Annotated in this window: 19 protein-coding genes; 3 read left to right on the forward strand and 16 right to left on the reverse strand. The window is 42.6% G+C overall.

Features of this window, described 5'->3' with window-relative positions; all coding sequences use genetic code 11:
* Window positions 1-78: 78 nt before the first annotated feature.
* From HMPREF9010_RS04285 to HMPREF9010_RS04240, 10 genes are all read right to left on the reverse strand, one after another.
* Window positions 79-2,730 carry a TonB-dependent receptor plug domain-containing protein gene (locus HMPREF9010_RS04285; RefSeq protein WP_008650898.1) on the reverse strand — a complete coding sequence of 884 codons (2,652 nt, stop codon included), beginning with the start codon at window positions 2,728-2,730 and terminating at the stop codon, window positions 79-81.
* A gap of 23 nt (window positions 2,731-2,753) precedes the next feature.
* Window positions 2,754-3,959: a hypothetical protein gene (locus HMPREF9010_RS04280; RefSeq protein ID WP_004320882.1), complete on the reverse strand. Its 1,206-nt coding sequence runs from the start codon at window positions 3,957-3,959 to the stop codon at window positions 2,754-2,756.
* 94 nt (window positions 3,960-4,053) lie between these two features.
* Window positions 4,054-4,698, reverse strand: a complete 645-nt coding sequence (locus tag HMPREF9010_RS04275) for an ATP-binding cassette domain-containing protein (RefSeq protein ID WP_004301808.1) — start codon at window positions 4,696-4,698, stop codon at window positions 4,054-4,056.
* 20 nt (window positions 4,699-4,718) lie between these two features.
* On the reverse strand, window positions 4,719-6,266 hold the full coding sequence (locus tag HMPREF9010_RS04270; protein ID WP_004304609.1) for a DUF4836 family protein: 1,548 nt from the start codon (window positions 6,264-6,266) through the stop codon (window positions 4,719-4,721).
* Between the two features lie 51 nt (window positions 6,267-6,317).
* Window positions 6,318-7,016, reverse strand: a complete 699-nt coding sequence (locus HMPREF9010_RS04265; RefSeq protein WP_008650907.1) for a 16S rRNA (uracil(1498)-N(3))-methyltransferase — start codon at window positions 7,014-7,016, stop codon at window positions 6,318-6,320.
* 8 nt (window positions 7,017-7,024) lie between these two features.
* Window positions 7,025-7,618: a bifunctional nuclease family protein gene (locus tag HMPREF9010_RS04260; protein ID WP_008650909.1), complete on the reverse strand. Its 594-nt coding sequence runs from the start codon at window positions 7,616-7,618 to the stop codon at window positions 7,025-7,027.
* 13 nt (window positions 7,619-7,631) lie between these two features.
* A complete protein-coding gene (locus HMPREF9010_RS04255; protein ID WP_008650911.1) occupies window positions 7,632-8,882 on the reverse strand; it encodes a nucleoside permease in 1,251 nt (416 codons plus the stop codon).
* Between the two features lie 401 nt (window positions 8,883-9,283).
* Window positions 9,284-10,462, reverse strand: coding sequence for a class I SAM-dependent rRNA methyltransferase (locus tag HMPREF9010_RS04250; protein ID WP_004304613.1), 1,179 nt, complete (start codon window positions 10,460-10,462; stop codon window positions 9,284-9,286).
* Window positions 10,463-10,525: 63 nt separating this feature from the next.
* Window positions 10,526-11,185, reverse strand: coding sequence for a 3'-5' exonuclease (locus HMPREF9010_RS04245; protein WP_004301815.1), 660 nt, complete (start codon window positions 11,183-11,185; stop codon window positions 10,526-10,528).
* A 2-nt stretch (window positions 11,186-11,187) separates the two neighbouring features.
* The gene (locus tag HMPREF9010_RS04240; RefSeq protein WP_008650924.1) at window positions 11,188-11,850 is read right to left on the reverse strand and encodes a DUF5063 domain-containing protein; all 663 of its coding nucleotides are present in this window, start codon (window positions 11,848-11,850) and stop codon (window positions 11,188-11,190) included.
* 125 nt (window positions 11,851-11,975) lie between these two features.
* Between HMPREF9010_RS04240 and HMPREF9010_RS04235 the strand changes: the two genes are divergently transcribed.
* The 3 genes from HMPREF9010_RS04235 to trxB are packed head-to-tail and all read left to right on the forward strand — an operon-like array spanning window position 11,976 to window position 16,122.
* On the forward strand, window positions 11,976-14,468 hold the full coding sequence (locus tag HMPREF9010_RS04235; RefSeq protein WP_008650926.1) for a DNA translocase FtsK: 2,493 nt from the start codon (window positions 11,976-11,978) through the stop codon (window positions 14,466-14,468).
* 19 nt (window positions 14,469-14,487) lie between these two features.
* Window positions 14,488-15,135, forward strand: a complete 648-nt coding sequence (locus tag HMPREF9010_RS04230; protein ID WP_004309851.1) for a LolA-like putative outer membrane lipoprotein chaperone — start codon at window positions 14,488-14,490, stop codon at window positions 15,133-15,135.
* Between the two features lie 36 nt (window positions 15,136-15,171).
* Window positions 15,172-16,122: a thioredoxin-disulfide reductase gene (gene trxB / locus HMPREF9010_RS04225; protein ID WP_004309849.1), complete on the forward strand. Its 951-nt coding sequence runs from the start codon at window positions 15,172-15,174 to the stop codon at window positions 16,120-16,122.
* A gap of 169 nt (window positions 16,123-16,291) precedes the next feature.
* Here trxB and HMPREF9010_RS04220 read toward each other — a convergent pair whose 3' ends face one another.
* The 6 genes from HMPREF9010_RS04220 to HMPREF9010_RS04195 all read right to left on the reverse strand — a co-directional run bounded on the left by HMPREF9010_RS04220 (window position 16,292) and on the right by HMPREF9010_RS04195 (window position 25,246).
* Window positions 16,292-18,721 (reverse strand): beta-N-acetylhexosaminidase, encoded by a 2,430-nt coding sequence (locus tag HMPREF9010_RS04220; protein WP_008650929.1) that lies wholly within the window; start codon window positions 18,719-18,721, stop codon window positions 16,292-16,294.
* A 158-nt stretch (window positions 18,722-18,879) separates the two neighbouring features.
* Window positions 18,880-20,169, reverse strand: coding sequence for a thioredoxin domain-containing protein (locus tag HMPREF9010_RS04215; protein ID WP_004320880.1), 1,290 nt, complete (start codon window positions 20,167-20,169; stop codon window positions 18,880-18,882).
* 20 nt (window positions 20,170-20,189) lie between these two features.
* The gene (locus HMPREF9010_RS04210; protein WP_004301823.1) at window positions 20,190-21,365 is read right to left on the reverse strand and encodes a pepsin/retropepsin-like aspartic protease family protein; all 1,176 of its coding nucleotides are present in this window, start codon (window positions 21,363-21,365) and stop codon (window positions 20,190-20,192) included.
* Window positions 21,352-22,494 (reverse strand): aspartyl protease family protein, encoded by a 1,143-nt coding sequence (locus HMPREF9010_RS04205; RefSeq protein ID WP_004301824.1) that lies wholly within the window; start codon window positions 22,492-22,494, stop codon window positions 21,352-21,354. The genes HMPREF9010_RS04210 and HMPREF9010_RS04205 overlap by 14 nt, the downstream gene beginning before the upstream one ends.
* Window positions 22,495-22,503: 9 nt before the next feature.
* On the reverse strand, window positions 22,504-24,210 hold the full coding sequence (locus HMPREF9010_RS04200) for a S8 family serine peptidase (RefSeq protein ID WP_008650931.1): 1,707 nt from the start codon (window positions 24,208-24,210) through the stop codon (window positions 22,504-22,506).
* Between the two features lie 31 nt (window positions 24,211-24,241).
* Complete coding sequence (locus HMPREF9010_RS04195; RefSeq protein ID WP_008650932.1) at window positions 24,242-25,246, reverse strand: TlpA family protein disulfide reductase; 1,005 nt, start codon at window positions 25,244-25,246, stop codon at window positions 24,242-24,244.
* Window positions 25,247-25,265: the final 19 nt, after the last annotated feature.

A 25,265-nucleotide genomic window follows, 5' to 3' on the forward strand; every position in this document is an offset into this window, starting at 1 on the left:
TAAAGATAAAGGTGCCTTAATAGAGTTGTGCTTACTTGCGTAAGTCTATAAACCTGACATTCAAAATCTTTTCCACATTTATCTGTTGTTGATCGTTTGTACTATCCGGCATACCTTTCCGTTTTTATCCACGCCTTCTATGGTTATATCTTCCGGTGCAGTGCTGTCCGGAGTATAGTATTCGATGGTTGCTTTTCCATTAGCATCCAGTTGAAGGGTAGGATTCCAATAGATCGTACTTCGTAAATCCGAGCGTTGGTCATTCTTCTTTTCAGGCGTATCATAAGTAGGATGATAGAACTCGACCGAGTCGCTGTACCCCAGTGGAGTACATGTGATAATGCCCTGTGCCGGTCTTGCCGGGATCTCTTTGCCGTCTTTCAGCGTAATAACGATAGCACCTGCCGAACCGCGGGAACCTAAGATCGCTGCATCGGCACCGCGAAGAAGGCTCAAGCTCGACATATCACTGGTTTGTATCATGGTCAGGATGTCGTTATCGTCTTCATACACCACGTCGTCAACAACAATGACAGGTTGCTCGGGATTGTTGCGGATATGTATTTCATTTCCATTTGTCACGCTAATGCCCGGAAGTCTGGTGACTGCATCAAAAGCTGTTTGTGCACCGAATCCTTCCAGTCTGTCCCCTTCGATCGTGTAGGTGTTGATACCTCCTGTGTAAATACTTTCTGAACTGGCCTTTTTACGACTTCCAGTGACTACCACTTCTTTCAGATTGTACACTCTCATTCCACCTTCCATGTAATATTGGTCGCGGGTGTTGAGCAAATAATCTTCCATAAACGTTGCTGTTCCATCATGGAAAGGAGACTTGTGCGAAGTTGCCGGGTATTGAGGAGTGTCAATCACGATGTCCACTCCGGCAAATCCTCTTTTGGTACGTGCCTGAACAAGGAAAGTCGTGCTATCTCTGAAAGATGTGTTCACGATAAACTCTCCTTTTTCGTCTGTGGTGGTAGTGGCGATGATGTTCTGTTTGGGAGCCAGAATACAAATAGGTCCTTTCTTAACGTTACCTCCAAAGAAACCTTTGATACGTCCGCTGATAGTTTGCCCCTTTTCCATATAGTTGGTGAGGTTCATTGAAGGTGCAGTCAGTACATTCTGGATATGGTGTCTGCGCCATCCGTGCGTCATCATCAGGAAGTCTACCGTGCGGAGAGTCCGGAGGTCTTGCTGCAAAAAATAATATCCGGGATTTTCTACATATCCTTTTAAGTCGGAGGTCAATAGAAAATTCGATACGATATTGTCAGCAAGCGAATCCGGGCGGATACTCTTTCTGTCGGTAATGCTGATGGAAAAACTACCTTCTACCGGAGTACCGTTATCGTCTTTTGCTGAAATTTGCAGGGATACCTTTTCTCTTTTTCCGTATGTCGGCTTATCTGCAAGAATTTGCCATTGATGCGGATTCCGGTCGGGTATGAAAACCAGGCGTTCGCTAAGTGCGTTGCCCTGTTGGTCGATCAGCATGAAATGGGTGATGCCTGCGTTGAATAAACTGTCGTTCATTCTTCCAAAAGTCCTGTCGATACTGACTGGCTGCAGGATGACCAGCTTTCCACGAGTGTGCGCAATCAAGAATAACTTTTGAGGCCATTCGGTAGCTTCTGTTTTCTGGATTTCGTAACGGATTTCCTTTTTATAATGTGTCATGGAAAGTGTGATTCCTTTTTCTTCTACAGCTGGGAGGTCGAATCGTTTACTGATACCGTCACCGGATTTGGCAATCACATAGTAAGAGTTTCCCACAGTCGGATTCAGTGTGAAAACTCCCATGCCGTCATGCTCCGAGCGGAAAGCTGTCAATGTGTCTCCGTTGGCATCGAACAGGAATCCTTCTATTTCTGTAGAAAAGCCATCCGATCCTTGAGCCTTGAAAGCTATATTCTGATGAGCAACGGTCAGGAGAGCACCTCCTTCCGGGAAGAACTTAACATCAAAGTCTTTTGTAAACGAAGGCAGATAGAAAGTCTTTTTATAAATATATTGGGGATCATCGAACTCTACTTCAATGTGGCGTGTGGCAATAGGCTTCAAATCCGGCAGGGAAATAGAAATCAACCCATTCTCGTCTGTCTTTCTTTTACCTTTATCTTTAATCTTTCCGTTTTCAATGTAGCGGTAGCGGATGGCAGTATTTCCGAAAGCCTCTTGGGTATTGCTGGTAAATCTTACCTTGGCTGTATAATGTGATTCGTCTTCTTGCTGATACTCAATATTTGAAACAATCGTATTATCAATCGAATTACCGATTTTCAGATTGCGTGAATAAAAGAATTCCGGTTCCTGATTAAGCATCCAGTTGCTATATCCCCGCAAATAATAATCACCTGCAGGGAGAGTGGGAGGGAGGGTGAAAGCATTATGAAAACCCAATGAATCTCTGCGGATCTTTTTCCGTTCTACAATAGAGTCGGAACGGTTGACAAGCTCTGTAATGATGAAGTTGCTTTGTGTATTACCTTGATGTGTAACAGAGTTTACCAGATATCCCTTGAACCATATTTTTTCTCCTGCCCCATAAAAGGGCTTGTCCAGATGTAAGTAGAGTTTCTCCTGTGGGACTTTTTCCAGTAGATTAAAATACGCAATAATTGTATCTTGTATGTTTTGCCCTGACAATGGGGCAAAACAGAACAGTATTCCGAAAAAGAAAGCTATTAAGCCTCTATGGATAGAAAATGTAGTTTTGTTTTTCATACGTTATGTGTTTGATTCTACATCTATGATTTGTGCATCCAGATCGAAAGCACTTTCTTTTTTACTGCCAGTATGTTAATCACCGATACAACGATAAATAATAGAATACCCATACTGATTGCTGCCCATAATGATCCGGTTTCCAGCTGTGGAAATAGGATGCGGATGCTGTCTATGTAATAACTGCGCAACCAGGAGACTAATCCGATGGATAATACAAGCACAATAACGTTCAATCCTACCGTGAGCAACTGATAAGGCAATGCTACCTTGTTGGGACTGTATCCGATTAGTAATAGACTTTCCAGCTTGGTTGTATTCTTTTGTAAAAGCAGGAAGATGCTCAACATCAGTATATAGAATGAAAGGATACTGATAAATAAACCCACTCCCAATACAATACCTACGATAAGACGGAGGAAATAAGTTGTTTTTCCGGCATCCAGCTTACCATCTTCCGTTTCATATCCTTTCTTCTGAAAATAACTGGCGATGGCGGAATCTGCCGGATTGCTGACCTCGATAATCAATCGTGCCGGTTGGGCTTCTGCATTCGGTGCGAAATTCTCATTAGCCCATTTCATAAAGGACTGGGGAACAAGAATCGTATTCAGACGATTGGAAAAACCGACAATGTTTCCTTTGTACTGTTCCACCCGTCCGTTGCCACGCATCATAATATCCATTTGAATCAGACTCATTAACCCTTCCGATAGTTTGGGGAGGCTGCGGCTTTGCGCAAAACCGAAGTTATAAAGGTTCAGATAGTTGCGCGGAATGATAATGGGTATGGTATGTGTGTTTTCATCGAAATGCCATTTATCGAGTTTGATGTCGACAAACTCATCGGGAACAGACTCAAAAAACATATCTGTGGAAAGATGAATACCGGCTTCCTTCATTCCCAATCCTGCTGAAACTTTGAATTGAGAAGGAGTGAAAGCTCCTATTGTTTTGGTAAACGGTTGCTTTTTCAGATCCGCAATTTCTTCGGCAGAGAATGTATTACTCTTTCCTGCAAAAGAACCGAGAGCACTGATTTTCTTTGTAGCTATGATGAAATCCTTTTTCATAAAGCTGTCTCCTTCGGTGAATACCGGAATGACATCTTTATAAAACTGTACGCTAAGCAATACAATCATCATGCCGAATAGGTTGGCTAAAAAGAAACCGGCTAATTGACCGATACTGATATGTTGGCGGAGAAGCTTCCAGACAAGAGTTGGCATTTTATTTACGATTTTACAATTTACGATTTACGATTTGAAATGATGCTGTGAAAAGAGGTTGTTCATTACCTGCTACTTGTTATTAACCAGCTTACTACAGTTGAAGTGTATGGCTGTAAGGCAACTCGATATGTTTACCGATGGAAGTGGCGATCACTCCGGCTCCTTGTGCCTTTGCTTCGGCAATGATAAGTTCACCCATGATGCGGCTGTTATCATCGTCCAGGTGGCTGATCGGTTCATCCAGAAATAAAAAGTCGAACGGCTGGCAGAGCGCCCGGATAAAGGCGACGCGCTGTTGCTGTCCGAAAGATAGCTTGCCGGCTTTCACATTTATTTTATCTGCGATCCCCAGTTGTTCGAAGAACGATAAGATTTCTTTTTTCTTTTTGCATCCGGTGAGGTTATTCTTCAATTGCACATTTTCAAGAGCGCTAAGTTCGGTGAAGATGCGTAAATCCTGAAAAAGCATACTTAGTGAATGCTTTCGCAGGTCGACCCATTGCTTCACGGAGTATGCTTTGATATTGGTTTCATCGAAATTAATAATCCCCTGATAGTCGTTGCGGTAGCCATAGATATAGCTGCACAACGAAGATTTGCCGGTGCCGGAAGCTGCTTCGATCAGATACATTTCTCCTTTCCGGAAGAAAAGATCCTGATGCCATACGTCCGAAGTCACCGAATTACGGTCAGCAAACACTTGGGGAAGTGTTTGCTGTAAGTGAATACTATTCATACCGTTGGTTTATACATTTATTACATGCCGGCAAATTGCTTGGCAAAGTCTACAATTTGTTTGAGGGCATTTACATCTTTGTCTTTCAGGCAAAGGTCGATCTCGCTGACTTCTCCTTCCGAACTCATGGATAGGTAAGAAACCTTGTTGGCCAGTTCAATATATGTCTTAGCTTCCTGTCCTCCGAAACCTGCTACCATTTTAACGATAGGCAGATCGAGGATTGCTTCGGCATTGATTGCTATAAATAGGCTCTTTCCCTTCATATCCGATGCATAAGGAGCATCTTTGACTGATTTGTCGGCAGCTTTACCTACGTTTTTGTAGAGTAACTCATCATTGGTTGCATACATTTGTTTATCCTTGATGCCGAAGAATATATTCATGCCTCTTGTCTTGTAGACATATTCGTCTTTGCCAAGTTGCATGATATCTTCCCCTCTCTTCAATCCCAATGATTCCTTGTTCTTGTAAATCATTTCAAGAGCATTGCCGTTCTTCACGTCAGCGTACATCATGAAAGTGGGAGCACTGCTCATCGTAACGTTGATTAATCCTGCAGAAATATCACCATTGAACGAGCTGAACAACTCTTTTACTTCGTCTGCCTTTGCGATAGATACTGTGTTGCGGAATTCCTTGTTTTCGCTCAACAGGTTATACAGTTCGCCTCCTTTTACACCTACGTTGAAGAACATCAGGGTAGAAGCCGGGAAGTATTTAACGAAAGTATTGTTCGCTTTTCCAACAGATTCCATTTGTTTTTTTAGGAGAGCTTTCACTGCTTCGTTTTCAGTATAGTTTTCTGTTTTGAGGGCAATCTTTCCTTTTTCAAAGTTCAGTCCTCCTATCAGAGTGATGTCTTCCGCTTTCACTTCAGTAGGTAATCCCATGGTTATCTGATCGCGGTAGGTTGAAGGAATAGCTGTCATGGAAGCAAAGAAGTTAATATCACTTTTCTGTTTCTCCATTTTCTGGAAAGCTCCTGATTTCACGATACTATTGCTTGCTGTCTGTTTCAACAAATTAGTAATGGCTTCTTTGGCTTTATCAGTTTGAGTTGTTCCGCTGACATTGACTACCAATATAGTAGAACTATTGAAAACAAGCAAACCGCTGTTCATCGTTGTAAAACTGTAACCGTCAGCTTCGCCTACCGGTTGGCAGATCTGTTCTTTTGCCATCACGTCGAGTGAAGCATGCAACTTATCTTCATTGTTCACTTTACCTACAACAGTAGGATAAGGGAAAGAAGATGAAGAGAACACATAGAATGGAGATTCAACATCGATTCCCGATTCGCCCGGATTCTTCATAACCTTTTCCAGTTGTTGGAATGTGGCCGCATTCATTCCGCTTTTCAGTGCTTCCAGTACTTTTTGTTTAGCAGCTTCATTCTCTTTATCATCCAATCCCGCTTTGCTTGCGAGGGATTTAAGGTTGATAGAGGCAACTACCGAAGCGTCAGCCGGTATCACATTTGTATATTCCGATGTTTTGGAACATGCTGCCAGAAAAACAATCAGTACTGCCAGTACCGAGAGTCGTGAAATCGTTTTCTTTGCCATACTTATGTTATTTAAAAGTTGTATAATCATTGATTCAGACATTTACTGCTGTTATTGATTTTGCAGATTCAGCGTGTGGCAGGCCACCAATGCCGCTGTTTCTGTACGGAGCCGTGATTTGCTGAGACTAATCGGTACGAATCCCCGTTCGATGGCCTTCTTCACTTCTTCTTCACTGAAATCTCCCTCGGGACCTATCAGAACAAGGGCGTCTTCTCCTGGTTTCAGAACATTCTTCAATAGAGGTTTCTCCCCTTCATAACAGTGGGCGATAAACTTCTGTCCTTTAAACTCCTGCCTGATGAACTGATCGAACTCAATCATTTCGTTCAATTTTGGCAGTCGTGCCTTGAGAGATTGTTTGATGGCTGATACCAGAATCTTTTCAATCCGTTCGGTCTTGATGACTTTACGTTCCGAGAAACGGCAGTTGAGGAAAGTCAGTTCGTTAAAACCTATTTCGGTAGCTTTCTCTGCAAACCATTCGTTGCGGTCCATATTCTTCGTCGGTGCCATGGCAATGTGTAAATGGCACGGCCATAACGGTTCCTGAAAAATGGTTTCTTTGATGTTTACGAAACAACGTTTGTTGGTTGCAACAGTAATTTCAGCTTTGTAGAAGTCACCCTTACCGTCGGTAAGCGTGATTTCGTCTCCGATACTTAGCCGCAGAACACGGATACAGTGTTGTGCTTCCTCTTCGGGAAGCTCGTTGCTTTTCTGTATATCGGGAGTATAAAATACGTGCATAATATTACTTACTGATTTTTATTTCTTGAATTGATTTGATCGCGTATTTGCGCGGCTAACTCGTAATTCTCATCTTTAATAGCCTGTTCCAGTGCTTCTTCAAGCGTTCTGGAAGTAGCACCGGGCAAATCATGTTCTTCTTCAGCCCCTTCGTCGTTGTCTGTTTCTTCAGAACGGGTTCTTTCTTCTGACGACATGTGAAGACATTCCTGTTCAAGAATAGATTCATAAATAAGAATCGGGCAGTCGGCACGCACTGCCAGGGCAACTGCGTCTGAAGTCCGTGCGTCGATACGTATAATCTCTTCGTCTTTTTTGAGGTAAATATAGGAGTAGAAAATACCATCCTTTGCTTTGTAAATTAATACACGTATCAGGCTGGCTCCCAGTATAGTAAGACTTGTTATAAATAAATCATGTGTCAACGGACGGGGAGTTTTCACTCCTTTCAGATATAGAGCGGTAGCCTGGGCTTCCGCTGGACCGATGATGATAGGCAGTTGCCTTTCACCGTCCACCTCGCCTAATAGCATTGCAAACGCGCCTACTTGCGCCTGGCTGTTCGTGATATTTATAACTTGTAATTCTACCTTTTTGTCCATCGTTCTCTTTTACTTAATTTGTTTTACTCTCCTGCTGGTGTTTGTACTTGAATACCAAGGCAAACAAAATGCCGATCACCAGCGCATAAGCGGCAAAGATCAGCCAGATGTCCATCCATTCGCGGCTCACCAGTCTGCCGTCGGCATATACAGAGAATGCATCAACTACCGCACCGCTGGCATATCCGCCCATAATGGCTCCCAATCCATTAGTCATCATAAAGAACAAGCCCTGTGCACTGGCACGGATAGAAGAATTGGCTTCTTGTTCAACAAACAACGAACCGGAAATGTTGAAGAAATCAAAGGCCATACCATAAACGATCATGGAAAGGATTAGCATCCATAGTCCCGATCCCGGATCTCCAAAACCGAACAGTCCGAATCGGAACACCCAAGCGAACATACTGATTAGCATGACTTGTTTGATTCCGAAATGACGCAGGAAGAAAGGTATGGCAAGAATAAACAATGTTTCGGACATCTGTGAAATGGATAACAGGATGACTGAATGTTTCACTCCGAAAGAATCTGCATATTCAGGGATGCTGGCAAAACTGCCTAGGAAAAGGTCGCCGTAAGTATTCGTAATCTGCAATGCTGCACCTAGAAGCATGGAGAAAAGGAAGAAAATAGCCATTTTCTTTTTCTTGAATAACACCAGCGCATCCAGTCCGAAAGCGGAGAGCCATGATTTGTTTTCAGATTTAGCCGGTCGACAGGCCGGGAGCGTAAATGAATAAAGTCCGAGTAGCAATGCGGAAGCACCTCCTACATAAAGTTGTGCACTTGAATTCTTGAATCCGGTAAGGTCGACAGCCCACATGGCACAAATAAAACCGATTGTTCCCCATACGCGGATAGGAGGGAAGTCTTTAATCAGGTCACATTTGTATTGCTCCAGTGCATTGTACGATACCGTGTTGGCGAGGGATAAAGTGGGCATATATACCAACAGGTTGAGTAACATGGCCCAATACATCTGGTCGTATCCCGTTGCGGTGGAAGCGTAGAAGAGACATCCTGCTCCTGCAATATGGCAAAGTCCGTATAAACGTTCTGCATTAAACCATTTATCGGCAATAATACCGATAATACCCGGCATTACCAAAGAGGCAATCCCCATGGTGGCGAAAATGGCTCCGATTTGTCCTCCTTCAAAATGAAGTTCTCTTCCCATATAACCACCTAATGATATTAACCATGACCCCCATACAAAGAATTGCAGGAAGTTCATAATAATCAAACGAACTTTTATACTCATGACTTTTTTAATTGGTGTTTCTCTTCACATTCATAAACCTTGCAAATATAATATTTTCGTTGAATAGGTGGATAAGTAATTTGATAAAAAGGGGATAAAAATGGCATAAATGCGAAGAAAAGATGAGATTTGGGTGTGAAAAAACAAATGAAGGGGGTATAAAAAAAAGAAGGCTATCTATCCCAGACAGCCAATCTTTGTTAACCTTAAATCTAATACCATGAAAAACACAGTGCAAAGATATAGGGTTTATGTTATACAACATAATGTTTTCTCGAAAATCTTCTATTTGTTAACTCTAATTAACTTTGAATCTTCCGTTTTTCTGTTACTGCCCTCTCTAATCAGCCATACTTCCGGAGAAATGTCTGATATCCGAATGGAAACTTGGTTCCGGCCGGTTATTCTACGTAGAGTACCAATCCTTTCAGATATTCTCCTTCGGGATGATAGATGTTTACCGGATGGTCGGCCGGTTGAGTCAGCTGGTGTAGAATGCGTACGCTACGCCCTGACATGGCTGCTGCGGTAAATACGGCAGTACGGAAATTGTCTTTGCTTACCACTTGCGAACAAGAGAAAGTAAACAGGATACCGCCCGGTTTGATTTTCTCGAATGCTTTGGCGTTCAGTTTACGGTAACCTTGCAAAGCATTCCGCAGTGCATCTTTATGTTTGGCGAATGCGGGCGGATCAAGGATGATTAAATCATATTGGTCGCCCATGCGGTCGAGATATTTGAAAGCATCCTCGGCAAACGCCTCGTGGCGGGAATCACCGGGGAAGTTTAATTCCACGTTTTTGTTAGTTAGATCAATCGCTTTGGCTGAACTGTCGACAGAGTGCACGAGTTTCGCACCTCCGCGCATGGCGTAGAATGAGAATCCGCCGGTGTAGCAGAACATATTCAGTACCGAACGGTCTTTGGCGTAACGTTCCAGCAAAGAACGGTTTTCACGCTGATCTACAAAGAATCCGGTCTTCTGACCTTTCAGCCAGTCCACATGGAACTTCAAGCCATATTCTTGTGCGATATTATCACTGCTTCCTCCTTTCAGAAAACCGTTTTCGGGGAAAAGGTCTGCCTTAAAAGGAAGAGTTGTTTCTGATTTATAATAGATATTTTCGATCTTGTCACCCATTACTTCGGATAAAGCTTCGGCAATTGTCATGCGGTCTACATGCATTCCTGCAGAGTGTGCCTGCATAACAGCGGTTTTGGCATAAACGTCAATCACCAGTCCGGGGAGATTGTCTCCTTCACCGTGAACGAGACGGTAAGTGTTGTTGGTCGGATTAGTGGCGATGCCGATACTGCGGCGCATATCGTATGCAATTTCCAGTTTGCGTTTCCAAAAATCGTGATCGATAGGTTCCTGGCGGAAAGACAGTACGCGCACAGCAATACTTCCGATCTGGAAATGTCCTTCGGCAATAAATTCTTTTTTTGAGGTGTACACTTCTACAACTTCACCTTCATCGGGCTCTCCGTCAAAACGAGCGATAGCACCGGAAAAAATCCAGGGGTGGAATCTCTTAAGAGAATCTTCTTTACCAGGTTTGAGATATACTTTATGCATAATGTAGTCTTTCCTCAACCCTCTCCCAAGGGGGAGGGCTTCAGATCGTTTTATTATTGGTTATTAATCACTTATTTTATTACTTATCACTTCTTCCGCGGGAGAGACAGTAGCTGTCAGCGGAGAAACCTCCCAATCTCCCGTCTGTTTCAGTTCTTGCAACAGATTGTAGATATTGAGGCATGCCCATGCATCGGTAGCAGCGTATTGTTTCTGTCCGTCACTTAATACATCAGCTTCCCAGTTGGACAAGCGTTGTGATTTGGATATTTTTTCTTTGAATAAGATGGCGTAAATCTTTTGCAGACTTTTGTCTTGTATTCCGAATTGACGCACATAGTCCTGTAATTCGATACAGCTTTGTTGGGTGAAAGGTGCACGTTTGTGCAGCATCATAAAGTCGTCTTTCAGTGAAAGTCCCACTTTGATTACAGCCGGATTTTCTAACAAGTCAACCAATGGCTGGGTCAATCCCGTCATATTGAGCCGGAATAAGAAACAGCATTCTTCGGAAGAAATCTGGAGAAGTGCTACTTTGTGCGATTGTCCTTTGGTAAAGGAAGGGCGAGTTTCGCTGTCGATACCTATCACTGGTCTGGATTGGAGGTAAGCTACTGCTTTTTCCGTTTCAGCTTCCGACTGGATAACATAAATACGTCCCGGAAAGACTGTTTTCGGGAGTTCTTTTAGTTCATCTTTATCTATGGTTCTTCTTACAATCATTTCTATTTTAATTCATCATCGTGGCAATGGCAACCGTCTTCGTGACAGTGGCAATCATCATCGTGGCAATGACAGCCATCTTCTTCACAACAATCGTTGTCGTCGCTTGGTTCGTAAAATCCTTCTTCATTACCTACTTCCTCTTCTTCTTCCTGGTTGTATTTCACGTCATGAAGGGCACGAAGTGTGTTTACCAGTTTCTGTCCCCACAGTGTACCGAAGTTTTCCTGGCAGATGGCCAATGAATCATTCATTGTTTCGTTCAGTCCCAGTTGGAAGACAAATATGAAATCTTTAATATCCTGATAAATGTCGGCCAGGTCTTCCGATATAGACTTCTTGATAGGCTGGTCGCTATACACCATATCTTGCACGAATACGTCCAGATAATCATCCTTGTCAGCCATCAATCCGGAAAGGTTGATACGCAGAATTTCGTAAATCTCTTCTGTGACATACGTTTCAAGTGCTTCGTCCCCGATAGTCTCACATTTGGGCAGCATAGATGCTTTGAGATAGAGCAGGGGAAGTATTTTTAATGATGTATCAACGAAAGTGCTGCGCTTCATGCGTTCGGCACGTTCGAGAAATGCACAAAATTCGGCAGCTACCGTTACGAACTCAATTACGTTTTTATCAAATATCGTTTGGCTTTCTTTTTCCATGATCTATATTGATTTGAAACGCAAAGGTAAGAAAAAGGATTGAATGAGCGTAGTGCTCGTTATTTTTTTATTATTTTTGCAGCTTAGAATCTCATTCCTGTTTTATAAAAAAGAATTAAAGACTCATGGCAAAGAAGAAATTAGATAAGGAGGCGGAACGCACTCCCTCTTCCCCCAGTAAAATTGTGGCTGTATGTAAGAATGAAACTGTTCATTTTGTGATTGGATTGATGCTGGTCATCTTTTCCGTTTACCTGTTGTTGGCTTTTTCTTCCTTCTTCTTCACGGGGGCTGCCGATCAAAGTATTATTGATAGTGGCAGTTCGGCAGATTTGGCGGCTGTTAATAATCAGGTGAAGAATTATGCAGGTTCACGCGGAGCGCAGTTGGCCAGTTATCTGATTAATGACTGTTTCGGTGTTTCTTCTTTCTTCATACTTGTTTTCTTGGCAGTGGCAGGATTGAAGTTAATGCGTGTACGTGTTGTACGTCTGTGGAAGTGGTTTATCGGCTGCACACTCTTGCTGGTCTGGTTCTCCGTATTCTTCGGATTTGCCTTTATGGATCATTATCAGGATTCCTTCATTTATTTGGGAGGTATGCACGGATATAATGTCAGTCGTTGGTTGATCTCGCAAGTTGGAGTACCCGGTGTGTGGATGATCCTGTTGATAACCGCTATCTGCTTCTTCATATATATAAGTGCACGTACCGTCATCTGGTTGCGTAAACTTTTCGCATTGAGTTTCCTGAAACGCGAAAAGAAAGAAGAAAAGGAGAATGTTCCGGAAGGAGAAGGCGATCCGGAATTTACGACGTCCCAACCGCAAGAAGTGGAGTTCAATTTGAAACGGACGTATAAACAGACACCTCCTCCGGCACCAGTGATGGATATTCAGGCTGAAGAACCTGAAGACGACTTTCCTATTAATAAACCGGAAAAGGAAGATATTTCCGTATCTGACGAAAGTGAAGGAGTGACTATGGTATTTGAACCGACTGTTTCCAATCCTGCTCCTATTGTGCAGGAAGACTCTTTGGAAGAGGCGGAACCCGGATTTGAGGTGGAACCGGCAGCTTCGGAAGAAGAATACCAGGGACCTGAACTCGAACCATATAATCCTACTAAGGACTTGGAAAACTACCGTTTCCCGACTATCGATTTGATGAAGCATTTTGAAAATGATGATCCGACGATTGACATGGACGAGCAGAATGCAAATAAAGACCGCATCATCAATACATTGCGCAGCTTCGGAATCGAAATCAGTACGATTAAAGCAACCGTGGGACCTACGGTAACTCTATATGAAATTACTCCGGAACAGGGAGTACGTATTTCTAAAATCCGTGGTTTGGAAGATGATATCGCATTGAGCCTTTCCGCTGATGGTATCCGTATTATTGCTCCGATACCGGGTAAAGGAACCATCGGTATTGAAGTACCGAACAAGAATCCGAAGATTGTTTCCGGACAGAGTGTGATCGGAAGCAAGAAATTCCAGGAATCCAAATATGACTTGCCTATTGTATTGGGTAAGACGATCACGAACGAAGTCTTTATGTTCGACCTTTGCAAGATGCCGCACGTATTGGTGGCAGGTGCAACCGGTCAGGGTAAATCAGTCGGTTTGAATGCCATTATCACTTCCTTATTATATAAGAAGCATCCGGCAGAATTGAAGTTTGTACTGGTCGACCCGAAGAAAGTAGAATTCAGCATCTATTCGGTGATTGAAAATCACTTCCTTGCCAAACTTCCTGATGGAGGCGAACCGATTATTACGGACGTAACGAAAGTAGTGCAAACCCTGAACTCGGTTTGTGTGGAGATGGATACCCGTTATGACCTTTTGAAGATGGCACATGTGCGTAATATCAAAGAATATAACGAGAAATTTATCAACCGCCGCCTGAATCCGGAAAAGGGACATAAGTTTATGCCGTATATCGTAGTGGTGATTGACGAGTTCGGAGATTTGATTATGACCGCCGGTAAGGAAGTGGAACTTCCGATTGCCCGTATTGCACAGTTGGCGCGTGCTGTCGGCATCCACATGATTATCGCTACACAGCGTCCGACTACTAATATTATTACAGGTACGATCAAAGCCAACTTCCCGGCACGTATCGCATTCCGTGTATCTGCCATGATGGACTCCCGTACTATTCTCGACCGTCCGGGTGCTAACCGTTTGATTGGTAAGGGGGATATGCTCTTCTTGCAGGGAGCCGATCCGGTGCGTGTGCAGTGTGCCTTTATCGATACGCCGGAAGTGGAGGAAATTACGAAGTTTATTGCCCGTCAGCAAAGTTATCCTACTCCGTTCTTCCTGCCAGAGTTCGTGAGCGAAGATGGTGGTAGTGAAGTAGGAGATATTGATATGGGACGGCTTGATCCGTTGTTCGAAGATGCAGCCCGACTGGTAGTGATCCATCAGCAAGGTTCCACTTCGTTAATTCAGCGTAAATTCGCTATCGGTTACAACCGTGCCGGACGTATTATGGACCAACTCGAAAAAGCGGGAATCGTAGGCCCTACCCAGGGAAGCAAGGCACGCGATGTCTTGTGCATGGATGATAATGATCTTGAAATGCGATTGAACAATTTACAGTAACCGTTCGTTTATTAATCAAATGAGAAAATACATTTTTAGTGTTTTAATAGCTTTACTGTCTTTGCCTGTGATTGCCCAACAACAGCAGTCGCAGGCTAAAGTCATTCTTGATAAGACGGCAGAGGCGTTTCGTAAAGCAGGTGGTGTAAAGGCCGATTTTACTGTAAAGGCTGTGACGAACGGTCTGGTAGAAGGTGTTGAAAATGGAACGATTCAGTTGAAAGGAGAGAAATTCGTACTGAAAACGTCGGATATCATCACTTGGTTTGATGGAAAAACGCAGTGGAGTTATATGACAAAGAATGATGAAGTGAACGTCAGCAATCCGACACAGGAAGAGTTGCAGCAGATTAATCCGTATACATTTCTATATATGTATCAGAAAGGATTCTCTTATAAGTTGGGAGCAACTAAGATGTATCGTGGAAAAGCTGTTTGGGAAGTCGTTTTGACTGCCAGAGATAAGAAACAGGAGTTGGAACGTATCACTCTTTTTGTGACGAAGGATACTTATGAACCTTTGTATATTTTGCTTCAACAGCGTGGTCAACAGACACGTAATGAGATAACCATTACAAGTTATCAGACAAAGCAGAATTATGCGGATCAGGTTTTTACGTTTGATAAAAAGCAATATCCCAATGCGGAAGTGATAGATTTGAGATAATATACGTTTATAACAAAACGAAAAAGATAAATTAAAATGGCAGAAATAGAAAAAGTAAAATGCCTGATTATAGGTTCAGGACCTGCCGGATATACGGCAGCGATTTATGCAGGACGTGCAAATTTATGTCCGGTACTTTATGAAGGATTGCAACCGGGTGGCCAGTTGACTACTACTACGGATGTGGAGAACTTCCCCGGTTATCCGGAAGGAATCAGTGGTCCGCAGTTGATGGAAGACTTGCGTGCACAAGCAAGCCGTTTCGGAACAGACATTCGTTTCGGTATTGCTACGGCGGCCGATTTGAGCAAAGCTCCTTATAAAATAACAATCGACGGTGATAAGGTTATTGAAACAGAATCATTGATTATTGCTACCGGAGCTACTGCTAAATATCTGGGACTGGAGGATGAGAAGAAATATGCCGGAATGGGGGTAAGTGCTTGCGCTACTTGTGACGGATTTTTCTATCGTAAGAAAGTTGTAGCTGTAGTCGGTGGCGGTGATACAGCGTGTGAAGAAGCTGTTTATCTTGCCGGACTTGCATCCAAAGTATATCTGATTGTCCGCAAACCTTTCCTGCGCGCATCGAAGATTATGCAGGAACGAGTAATGAACCACGAGAAAATAGAAGTTCTTTTTGAACACAACGCAGTTGGTTTGTTTGGCGACAATGGGGTAGAAGGTGTAAATCTGGTGAAACGTTGGGGCGAACCGGATGAAGAACGTTACAGCTTGCCTATCGACGGTTTCTTCCTGGCTATCGGACATCAACCGAATACTGAAATATTTAAAGAATATGTTGATACGGACGAAGTGGGTTATATCATCACGGAAGGTGATAGTCCTCGTACAAAAGTTCCCGGAGTTTTTGCGGCAGGAGATGTTGCCGATCCGCATTATCGTCAGGCTATTACGGCTGCGGGAAGTGGTTGCAAAGCTGCTTTGGAAGCAGAACGTTATCTTTCTGCCAAAGGACTCATTTAATCCGGTTTATATCCGACCATAGGAGGGTATTAAAACCCTTATGAATATGAAAATCACCCACGCTAGAGTTTAATCTGTAGCGTGGGTGATTTTGTTGAGAGGGGAGTCTTGCTCCCCTTTATTTTATAAACTCAAAGCTTTTCGAACAATATTTGTCGATTGTCTTTGGTTAATACGCTTCTATTTCATCTATCCATAATTCGGCAGGAATGATTTCCGGCCCGTTATTCTTTTCAAAGTTGACACCATTACGCAGTGTGCCGCCATTCTTGATTTTGACTTTCAGGAATGTAGCCTGTGCCGGTTCAAATTCAATGGAATCGGTGAATGCAATTCTTCCTGTTTCCGGATAATCGTGTTTCAAAGCTTTTTCGGCTATCCGTGTGTATTGCTTGCCGTCTGCTGATACTTCTACAGCAACTCCTCCTGCAGGAAGAATTCTCATGGCAGGATTGAATAAAGAACCGAAAATAACTTTGCTGACTTGTGTCGGTTTATCCAGATGAACGATAAATTCCAAGTCCTTACCCTCCACGATGCCAAAACTACACCACGGAGTATAAGAAGCATTATTGCCTCGTTTGCCGTTGGTCAGTCCAAAGGTGGTTTTGTCAGCTCCTAATACATCGTTTTCATCGAATATATCGCCTGTCCATCCCATCGTATAATTAACCGTATAGGACTTTCCTGTCAATAAATTGCCATACAGTGGCTTGTGAGCTACTTTGCCCAACATCTTTCCGTCTTTGAAAGCAGCGGCTTTCAGGTCGATATTACCTTCAAGAACGAAAGGCTTTTCATATAAGATGGACACTTTGGACGGTTCGCTGCCGTCCGTTGTATACCGGATTTCCGCATTCGGGTAGAAACTTTCCAGCAATACCATTAAAGGGCCGTTTTCATCTGCGTGCGTATTTATATTTACGTCATAGAAGTTGAGACAAGGTTGGGTGTTCATAACTTTCAAACGTTCAAATTCAGTCACCATCCGTTCGCAGAAATTCTTCCAGTCTTTGTTTGCGTTTTGTGTCCAGGCCGTTTCGGCGATAGCCATTGCACGTGGGAAAGCCTGGTAGTCTGTACGTTCTGAAGTCTGCATATATTCTCTCCAAATATTACCTTGTATTCCGATGATATGCTTCTTGGCAAGCTCGTCAGCGTCGTCCGGAACAGGGTTATAGCTATATGTTTTCTTCAAGGTATTGTATCCGCCAATAGTAGTCGGAGCAATTTCCGGCTCTTCCTGATAGTAGTCCAGATATACATAAGGATTCGGAGTCATGATGGCATTATGCCCTGCTTTGGCTGCGTTCATACCGCCTTCTACACCGCGCCATGACATAACAGTCGCATTGGGAGCCAGACCACCTTCGAGAATTTCATCCCAGCCAATGATGTTTTTGCCTTTGCTATTCAGGTATTTCTCCATACGGGTAACGAAATAGCTCTGCAACTTATCTTCTTTGCTGTGCTTTATTCCGTCTATCTTACTGGGAGTCGTATCATCTTTCAATCCCAACTGACGGATTAACTGCTGGCAGAAAGCACTATTCTTCCATGCTGTCTTGGGACATTCGTCGCCACCGATGTGAATGTATTCGCTGGGGAATAATTCTATTACTTCATCCATCACTCCTTCAAAGAATTTGAAAGTCGTTTCACTCGGACAGAATACCTGTTCGAATACTCCCCAGGTAGGAGATACTTTGTAAGTCTGTGTAGAGTCGCATGACAATTCCGGATAGGCGGCAAGTGCAGCCAATGCATGTCCCGGCATTTCTATTTCGGGAACAACATTGATGTATTTACTTGCAGCATAAGCCACTACATCTTTGATTTGCTCCTGTGTATAATAACCTCCATGTTCTTTTCCGTCGAATACTTGCGGATAGTTTACATAGTAATAGTCTACTAATGTCTTTTCACGTTTGGAACCGATTTCCGTCAATTTGGGATATTTCTTGATCTCGATTCTCCATCCCTGATCGTCTGTCAAATGCCAGTGGAAGACATTCATCTTGTTCATAGCCAGTAAGTCGATAAACTTGTAAATGTAGTCAATCGGTACATAATGGCGGCAAACATCCAACATGAGTCCGCGATGAACAAAACGGGGTGAATCTTCAATTTCTACGGCAGGAACCGACCAGTCAGCTTTCTTATCCAACTGCTTTCCGTAAATTGCCGGAGGGAGTAACTGATAAAGAGTCTGCACTCCATAAAAGAATCCGTTTGGCTGGGAAGCGGTGAGTGTAATGAGACTGGGAGTGACCGATAATTTATAACCTTCTTTCGGCATACCTTCCTGTACAACAAAAGAGATCGCCGTTTTTCCATCTGCACTTTCAGCTTCTTTCAAGGAGATTCCTGCTGTCAGTTTTAGTTGTTCGGCCAGGCTGTCGGCAATGCTTTTTACTTCCGGAGCATCCGAGAGAACTACGAGGCAGACTTTGTTGTTTAGTTCAAAGCGTCCTTCCTGTGGAAGAATCTGGTTGGGTTTGGGAACGATGTTGTACTCGTTCGCCGCTTCTTTTGTCTTCTGGCAACTGGGGGTAATCATTAGCAAGGACAAAAGAAGAAGAGAAATACTTTTCTTCATGGTCAAAATGTGTGTTAAGTTATAAATAGATTTGACAGGGCAAATGTACTTGTTTATATGATAAGTTCCAATAATATGGAAATAAAAAAAGCCGGAATGATGTCCGGCTTTTAGCTAAAGTTTCAGATTAATGTAGTTATATAATTAAGAGAGAGTTTTTATTTCAGTAGTTGCTCTTCGATGATTTGTACGTACTTCTCCGGAGTAGCTCCGACTTCAATAATCGGTTTGCCGCCTGCAGGTATGAAGAATAAGGTAGGCAATGCCTGTACACCGAAGTGATTGCATAAATCCTTTTCTTTGTCCGCATTAACCTTGTAGAATACAACTTTACCTTTATACTTTTCAGCCAGCTTTTCCATTTCCGGAAGTAAGCGCATGCAAGGTCCACACCAAGTTGCCCAGAAATCAATTACAACCGGTTTGTCGCCATTATAAACGAAATCGTTCCCTTTTCTGTAGTCGAAGATGTGTTCGAGGAAGAATTGGCGGGTAATCGGATTCAGTTTACCGTCTTCAACTTTAGTTTCCGTTACTTTAGCTTCCGCTTCCGGTATAGGAACCATGTCAAACGGCTGGAAATAAATTTTCTGATGAATATAGTCAATGGATATGATTCCGTAGTCCAATATCTTTTTGCCTAATACGGAGCGTTTCAGGTATGGATTCTTCACTGCCATGGCATCCTCAATCTTTGTTTTTACAAACATGGTTTCAGGTAAGATGAGGCTTTCCTCTTCTTGAGTCGCTTCTTTATATCCATTGGAAACTTTTTGGTTGGTTCCTTTGGTATATTGTGTGCTCCATGTATTGAAATCTTTTTCGGTAAGATTCACTAATCCTTCGCTCCATGTATCCAGAACAAGAGAAACGGGTTTTCCCTGAATGGATATCGGACATACGATTCCTAATCCTGTAATTAGCTCAAAGTTCTCCCGGTAGTTTAATTTCATGTAAGAAGGACGATAGGGCTGCGTAATTGTGAGTTTTTTCCGCTGCATATCAATAGTCAGAACGGAAGTGCGGAAAATAGCACCGCTTAATACACCCATCACTCCCAGCTTGCGCAGATATGGTTCGTCTTCCAGAGTGAAAGCAGGCAGATCGTTGTTAAACGTGTTGTTGCCAATAGCAACTGTTGCCATTTCATATACTTTTCCAACAGGTACTTGTTTGAATACAAAATCCTGATAAGCACTAAAAGTACCGTTCTTCCCCGTGTCGATGCGTAACTTCTTGAGAGCTTCAGGAAGCAGGGCGTTATGTCCTGACAGATCGAGGACGAAGTCTGCCACTTCGCCATTAATGGCGGCTTCTACGATAATCTTTCCATCAATGGTTTTGAATGGAATGACCTCTGTCATACTGTTCTGTGTCTGTGCACTGATTCCTCCGGCAATACAAAATGCAAGTAGACAGAGATACATCTTTGTTATTATTCGCTTCATATCTTTTTTCTGTTTAAAGTTCATTTCTCTTTCCTGATTTCAATCTTTTTCTCTTGATTGTCTTTCTTGACAATAATATAACCGGTATCACCGGGGATGGCGTTCATGATATCTTCCACAGCCATTTGGCTCATGGGACAATCGTCCAAAGAAGTACCGTTGATATTAATCACCTGGTCGCCGAAAGCAACTTTATCTTTCATGCTGTCCCAGATCGTTGTAATTTCGAATCTGTCATTGCGTGGCAGAATACTCACGTTCCAGAGAGCGGGAGCACCGCCCATGTCGGTTTTTCCTTCTTCAAACGGGAAAAAGTAGAATCGTCTGCGCATATAATCGATAATTACTTTACCGTATTCCAGTAAATCCACCCCGATGATGCTTCCATTCATCACTGTGGTCGTACTACCCACGTTCGTGAATTCTTTCCCCATGATGTTGATAGGAGGAACAGTCACCTTCTTTATATCCACCGGCTTGCCTAGACCTGTTATTCCGGCAGCTACGATACCATATCCATGGTTAGTAACTTTCGAAATGTCAGACAGCCTTTCATAATCTTCTGTAGAATAAAGCAGAAAGCCTCCCGCACCTGTATCGAACAGAACCTTGAAGTCATTGTCCCCTAAGCGGACATTGACAATGGAGTGATGATCCGTCTCATCCAACAGCGGAATCCCATCCGTTACTTTTAGTCCTTCGGGACGATACGGATAATTGATAACCATTATTTTAGAACGGGAATCGAATGTGACTACCGACTGTGCGAAAGCGTCTCCTCCAAGAATACCGACAACCCCTAGTCCGGTGAAGAATGGATTCTTAGGCAGTACCATCGTCTTCAACTGCTTGATTTTATAGTTTTCCCCGATAGAAACATTCTGTACGTGCGCTTCCTGATAATTGGAGCCTTGTGCATTCACATCGGAGATACGCATATATCCTGCGGCAGTAGCTTTCATTTCCGTTGCGGCATCATACATCGTTCCGGTTCTTCCTCCCGTATCGACGATATATTTCACTTTTATACCGTTAACAGTGACGGGGATAATGATTTTCTCTTGTATAAACTCATAAGGAATGGTGTCGCAAACCTTATTCCGGATTTGCGCTGCCATTCTTTGTCCGCAGTTTAGAAATAATAGCAGCCATAAGCCGGTCAGTATTCCTATACTTTTCATATTATTCTTTTTCATAGATAATATCCTTTACTCCGGAAGCTGTCTCAATCGTCAGTTTCGTCTTCTTTTTCTCTTTTAATTCCGGTATTCCGTTCAGAATACTTTCGCAGAAGTCATATTTCTTAGCAGGTTTGCCATTGATTTTAACTACCTTGTCTCCGACTGCTATCTTACCTTTCGTACTGCTCCATACGGTAGATACAAACAAATCTCCGTCTTTGACCGTTAAGTCAAAATTGTTACCTTGATTGTTTATTTCATTGTCCGGTTGAAATGCTTCGAAATAGAATCTTCCGCGTGGATAGTCAATGGTCACTTTACCGTATTGCAACAGTTTGACGCCCAATAATGTGTAAGGGTGATTGTTGGTGCTGGTTGTTACGTTACGGAATTTGGTGGCTCCGACTGATAGCAATGGAATACGAACCCTGTAAGAAGAAGCTTTGTCCGCCTGGCCGGATACTCCGATACTCCCTTCTCCATACCCTTCGGAAACCACTTCCATAGAGGCTTCCAGTTTGATTTTTTCAAAATCACTTTCGATAAGTGATAACAGACTGGGACTACCTGTATCGAATAATACATTTATATTGCTAACCGGAGCTATTTGTATGCTGACGATCGGCATACCGCCCCCTTTGGTGAAATTCAACATCTTTCGTAAAGACACTGTCGATGGCTTTTCAGCAGAGGTAACTATAATATTTTTGGCTTGTGAATCAATAGTGACAATGGTGTTGGCGAATAAATCACTGCCGATGATGCCATCTACTCCAAAACATTCCCAGCCTTTTACTTCATCAATGACCAGTGACGGAGCATTTTTGAAATTAATAACATGGTCGGGGGTAGTCAGGTTCTCTATCCGGGTAGTCTTGTAATAGCTTTCCACGTTATTCACATCCGTTACTTTAGCCGAGTCGGTGGCTGCCATTTGCAGTGCCTGGCAGGCTTGAGTCGTGAGTGCCGTACGTCCTCCTGTATCAAAAATGAAAGGACGTGCCGTGCCGTTCACTTTCATTTCGATAATCATCTTTTCACCTACCATCCGGTAAGGTATAGTTGCCTTATATTGTTGGGCGAATACAGGAACCGCCATGCAAAAGGCGACAACGGTTCCTATCATACGAGTCGTATACTTCATAAGCTAATTTTATTTGCTGACTTTTTCTGCTTCCAAAATTGCCTGATAAGCGTTTACAATACCTCCGGAAATACACAAATCATCGAAAAGGAACAAGTCTTGTGAAGGACTGTCGTTTACGCGGATTCCTTTTTCCACTTCCACCCCTTTGCGTGAAGTGACGCTCTTCAGTAGTATGTCACGGATTTGCGAGCCGGTTAATTTAGGGAAATATGATTTCACTAAGGCAGCTACACCGGCTACAGTAGCCGAAGCCATTCCTTCACCTGTACCTTTTTGGTACGTATCACCCATATAGGATGAATAAATATCTGTTCCCGGTGCATAAAGATCGAGAGTAGTTGCACCGTAATTGGTGTTTAGTACCGGATTTCCATTCTTATCAGAAGAAGCAACCACCATAAAATTGGTAAGTTCTCCGTCTTTTCTCATCTTCCGGTTAGGGAAGAATTCATCTTTATCCATATCTACTGACAGATCCCAAACCGGAACTATTACCAATGCTCCTTTCTTTTCAGCTTCTTTCAGCGCATCTGCTACCCATTGTCTCTGTTCTTCCGGGTATAACGAATTTTGTTCCGGCAATAAAATAATATCCGCTCCGTGGTTTACTGCATACCGGATGGCCAGTGCCATATCTTTTAAATAAGGTTCTCCTTCTCCCGGATGAATACGTAAAGTCATAATTTCTGCATTATCGGCAATACCGTTACTTCCGACACCGTTGTCGCGTTTGGCTGCGATCACTCCCGCTTTCATAACCCCTGTTGCTGCATCAGACGTCAACAGTACATTATTGCCATATTGTGTGTCGTTAATATCCAGAGGATTATCACCTACAATTTCTTTCCGCTTATCAGTTCCATATTTCTTTAAAGCATCTTCATAGGACGTTTTGGCTGTTGCTACACTTTTCTTTCCCATATTTTGATATACGGGTTCCCATTTATCCGTATTATAGATACTGAAATAGTAGGCAGTAAACACAAAGGCAACTTCTGAAAGACTGTCTCTTTCTGCTTTGGGATCATAACAACTTTGGAAGTCCTCAACGGTTAACTCTTTTCCGGGGAAGCGTTTTTTCATGTCCTTATCGAACTTTTCAACATATTCTTCTATTACATAAGAAAGTTGGAGACCACCATAGGTTCCTCCGATTCTTGATTCCGGCATGACTTTATAGCGATAGTAGTTATATTCTTCCATATTTTCCGGTGCGGGAACTTCTTGGCGTTTTCCATTGACAATCTTATAGTACTTTTTTCCATCGAAAATATAGTCAGCATATTTATCTTTTAGGCGGAAAAATTCACGTTCTCCTTCGCGCGTCAGAGCTTCCATTACTTGACCGTCTTTACCTCCGATGAAGTTCCAGCCATTGATATCGTCAACAAGCCCGTTTTTATCATCATCTTTTTGGTTTAGTTTTTCTTTCAGGTTCATCCAGATTGCATGTTTCAGGTCTTCGTGTTCTACGTCCATTCCTGTTCCGATCAATGCAACAACCGGTCTTTTCTTTGCTTTCTTTTTGTTGGCTTTCAGGTAGTCATAAGCTTTGTTTACTTCAGCTCCGTACACACTGTCCTGGTCGAAAGAACAGTTAAACCAATCCAGTTCGGATTGTTTTTTTTGTGTCTCCACCTTTTGTTTGACTAACTGGGCTGATACAGCAATGCTGATAAAACAGCATACGATTGAAAATATAAGTTTCTTCATTGTCGAATGAGTTATAATTTATACAGTTTGTTTATTTTCTGATTTTTAAAATAGCTTCGCGTACTTGTTCGCCGCGTACGTTGCGTGCAGCGAGTTTGCCTTCCTTGTCAATGACTACAAGGAAGGGGATGGAGTAGAAGCCATAAGCATTTTGAATAGTGCTGGGAGTTTTGCTGTTTTTAGGGAAACCTGTCTTATCCCACAGCATCACCCACGGTAGTTTTTCTTCATCTAGCATTTTTCTCCATTTTGCTTCACTGTCGTCCAGCGAGACACTAATGAATTCCAGATCATCAGCTTTCAATTCATTGTATATTGTCAACATGCTACGCATTTCTTTGCGACAAGGACCACACCAGGAAGCACAGAAATCCAGTACGACAATTTTGCCACGGAAGTCTTTCAGACTTACATTTTTTCCATTAGCATCTATGAAAGTAAAATCGGGACATTCTGCACCAATGATTTGGTGGGAGAGGATCTCTACCCTGTTTATCAACCATTTGGCAGATAAAGACTTTCTGTCTTGTTCCGGTATCATATCCAATAGCATTTTGTTGGATTGGTAATCATTTACATCTGCCAGATAAGCCAATGCAGATGCCATGGCAGGAGTCAGTTTTCCTTTGACAGAAGTAGAAATTGTTGCTATATCCGGATCTTTTTCGGTTGGCATATAGTTTTGTAAAGTCAGATACGGATCGATGCCGGTGAATGAAAGCGAACTTTGTTCAGGGTTCTTTTCATCGAAGTAACCATTAATTGTTATCGGGTTATTTTCCAGATAAACATTCTGTTCAGTTTCTCCTAAATATAGTTTATAGACATCAGGAATGATGTTTATTTCATCGGTACTAAATGTGCTATTAGTACCGATGATGCAACTTAAAACAACGCCTTCATTCATATCTTTTATTTGTAAAGTCGTTGGCTTTAATACCTTTATTCTTCCTGATATTTTCAGTCCGTTATTTCCCCATACAGTGGCACCGCATACGAGTAATATAGTTAATAATAGATTTTTTGTTTTTGTCATTATTATTAGTTTATTGTTT

The sequence above is a fragment of the Bacteroides sp. 3_1_23 genome, assembly GCF_000162555.1.
In the GTDB taxonomy this organism is placed as follows: Bacteria; Bacteroidota; Bacteroidia; order Bacteroidales; family Bacteroidaceae; genus Bacteroides; species Bacteroides ovatus.

Coding starts and splice junctions, on each gene's coding strand:
- HMPREF9010_RS04235 (WP_008650926.1), top strand. CDS start 11,976: ATGGCAAAGAAGAAATTAGATAAGGAGGCGGAACGCACTCCCTCTTCC.
- HMPREF9010_RS04230 (WP_004309851.1), top strand. CDS start 14,488: ATGAGAAAATACATTTTTAGTGTTTTAATAGCTTTACTGTCTTTGCCT.
- HMPREF9010_RS04270 (WP_004304609.1), bottom strand. CDS start 6,266: ATGGCAAAGAAAACGATTTCACGACTCTCGGTACTGGCAGTACTGATT.
- HMPREF9010_RS04255 (WP_008650911.1), bottom strand. CDS start 8,882: ATGAGTATAAAAGTTCGTTTGATTATTATGAACTTCCTGCAATTCTTT.
- HMPREF9010_RS04285 (WP_008650898.1), bottom strand. CDS start 2,730: ATGAAAAACAAAACTACATTTTCTATCCATAGAGGCTTAATAGCTTTC.
- HMPREF9010_RS04260 (WP_008650909.1), bottom strand. CDS start 7,618: ATGGACAAAAAGGTAGAATTACAAGTTATAAATATCACGAACAGCCAG.
- HMPREF9010_RS04275 (WP_004301808.1), bottom strand. CDS start 4,698: ATGAATAGTATTCACTTACAGCAAACACTTCCCCAAGTGTTTGCTGAC.
- HMPREF9010_RS04210 (WP_004301823.1), bottom strand. CDS start 21,365: ATGAAAAAGAATAATATGAAAAGTATAGGAATACTGACCGGCTTATGG.
- trxB (WP_004309849.1), top strand. CDS start 15,172: ATGGCAGAAATAGAAAAAGTAAAATGCCTGATTATAGGTTCAGGACCT.
- HMPREF9010_RS04250 (WP_004304613.1), bottom strand. CDS start 10,462: ATGCATAAAGTATATCTCAAACCTGGTAAAGAAGATTCTCTTAAGAGA.
- HMPREF9010_RS04280 (WP_004320882.1), bottom strand. CDS start 3,959: ATGCCAACTCTTGTCTGGAAGCTTCTCCGCCAACATATCAGTATCGGT.
- HMPREF9010_RS04265 (WP_008650907.1), bottom strand. CDS start 7,016: ATGCACGTATTTTATACTCCCGATATACAGAAAAGCAACGAGCTTCCC.
- HMPREF9010_RS04240 (WP_008650924.1), bottom strand. CDS start 11,850: ATGGAAAAAGAAAGCCAAACGATATTTGATAAAAACGTAATTGAGTTC.
- HMPREF9010_RS04245 (WP_004301815.1), bottom strand. CDS start 11,185: ATGATTGTAAGAAGAACCATAGATAAAGATGAACTAAAAGAACTCCCG.
- HMPREF9010_RS04205 (WP_004301824.1), bottom strand. CDS start 22,494: ATGAAGTATACGACTCGTATGATAGGAACCGTTGTCGCCTTTTGCATG.
- HMPREF9010_RS04215 (WP_004320880.1), bottom strand. CDS start 20,169: ATGAAGCGAATAATAACAAAGATGTATCTCTGTCTACTTGCATTTTGT.
- HMPREF9010_RS04200 (WP_008650931.1), bottom strand. CDS start 24,210: ATGAAGAAACTTATATTTTCAATCGTATGCTGTTTTATCAGCATTGCT.
- HMPREF9010_RS04220 (WP_008650929.1), bottom strand. CDS start 18,721: ATGAAGAAAAGTATTTCTCTTCTTCTTTTGTCCTTGCTAATGATTACC.
- HMPREF9010_RS04195 (WP_008650932.1), bottom strand. CDS start 25,246: ATGACAAAAACAAAAAATCTATTATTAACTATATTACTCGTATGCGGT.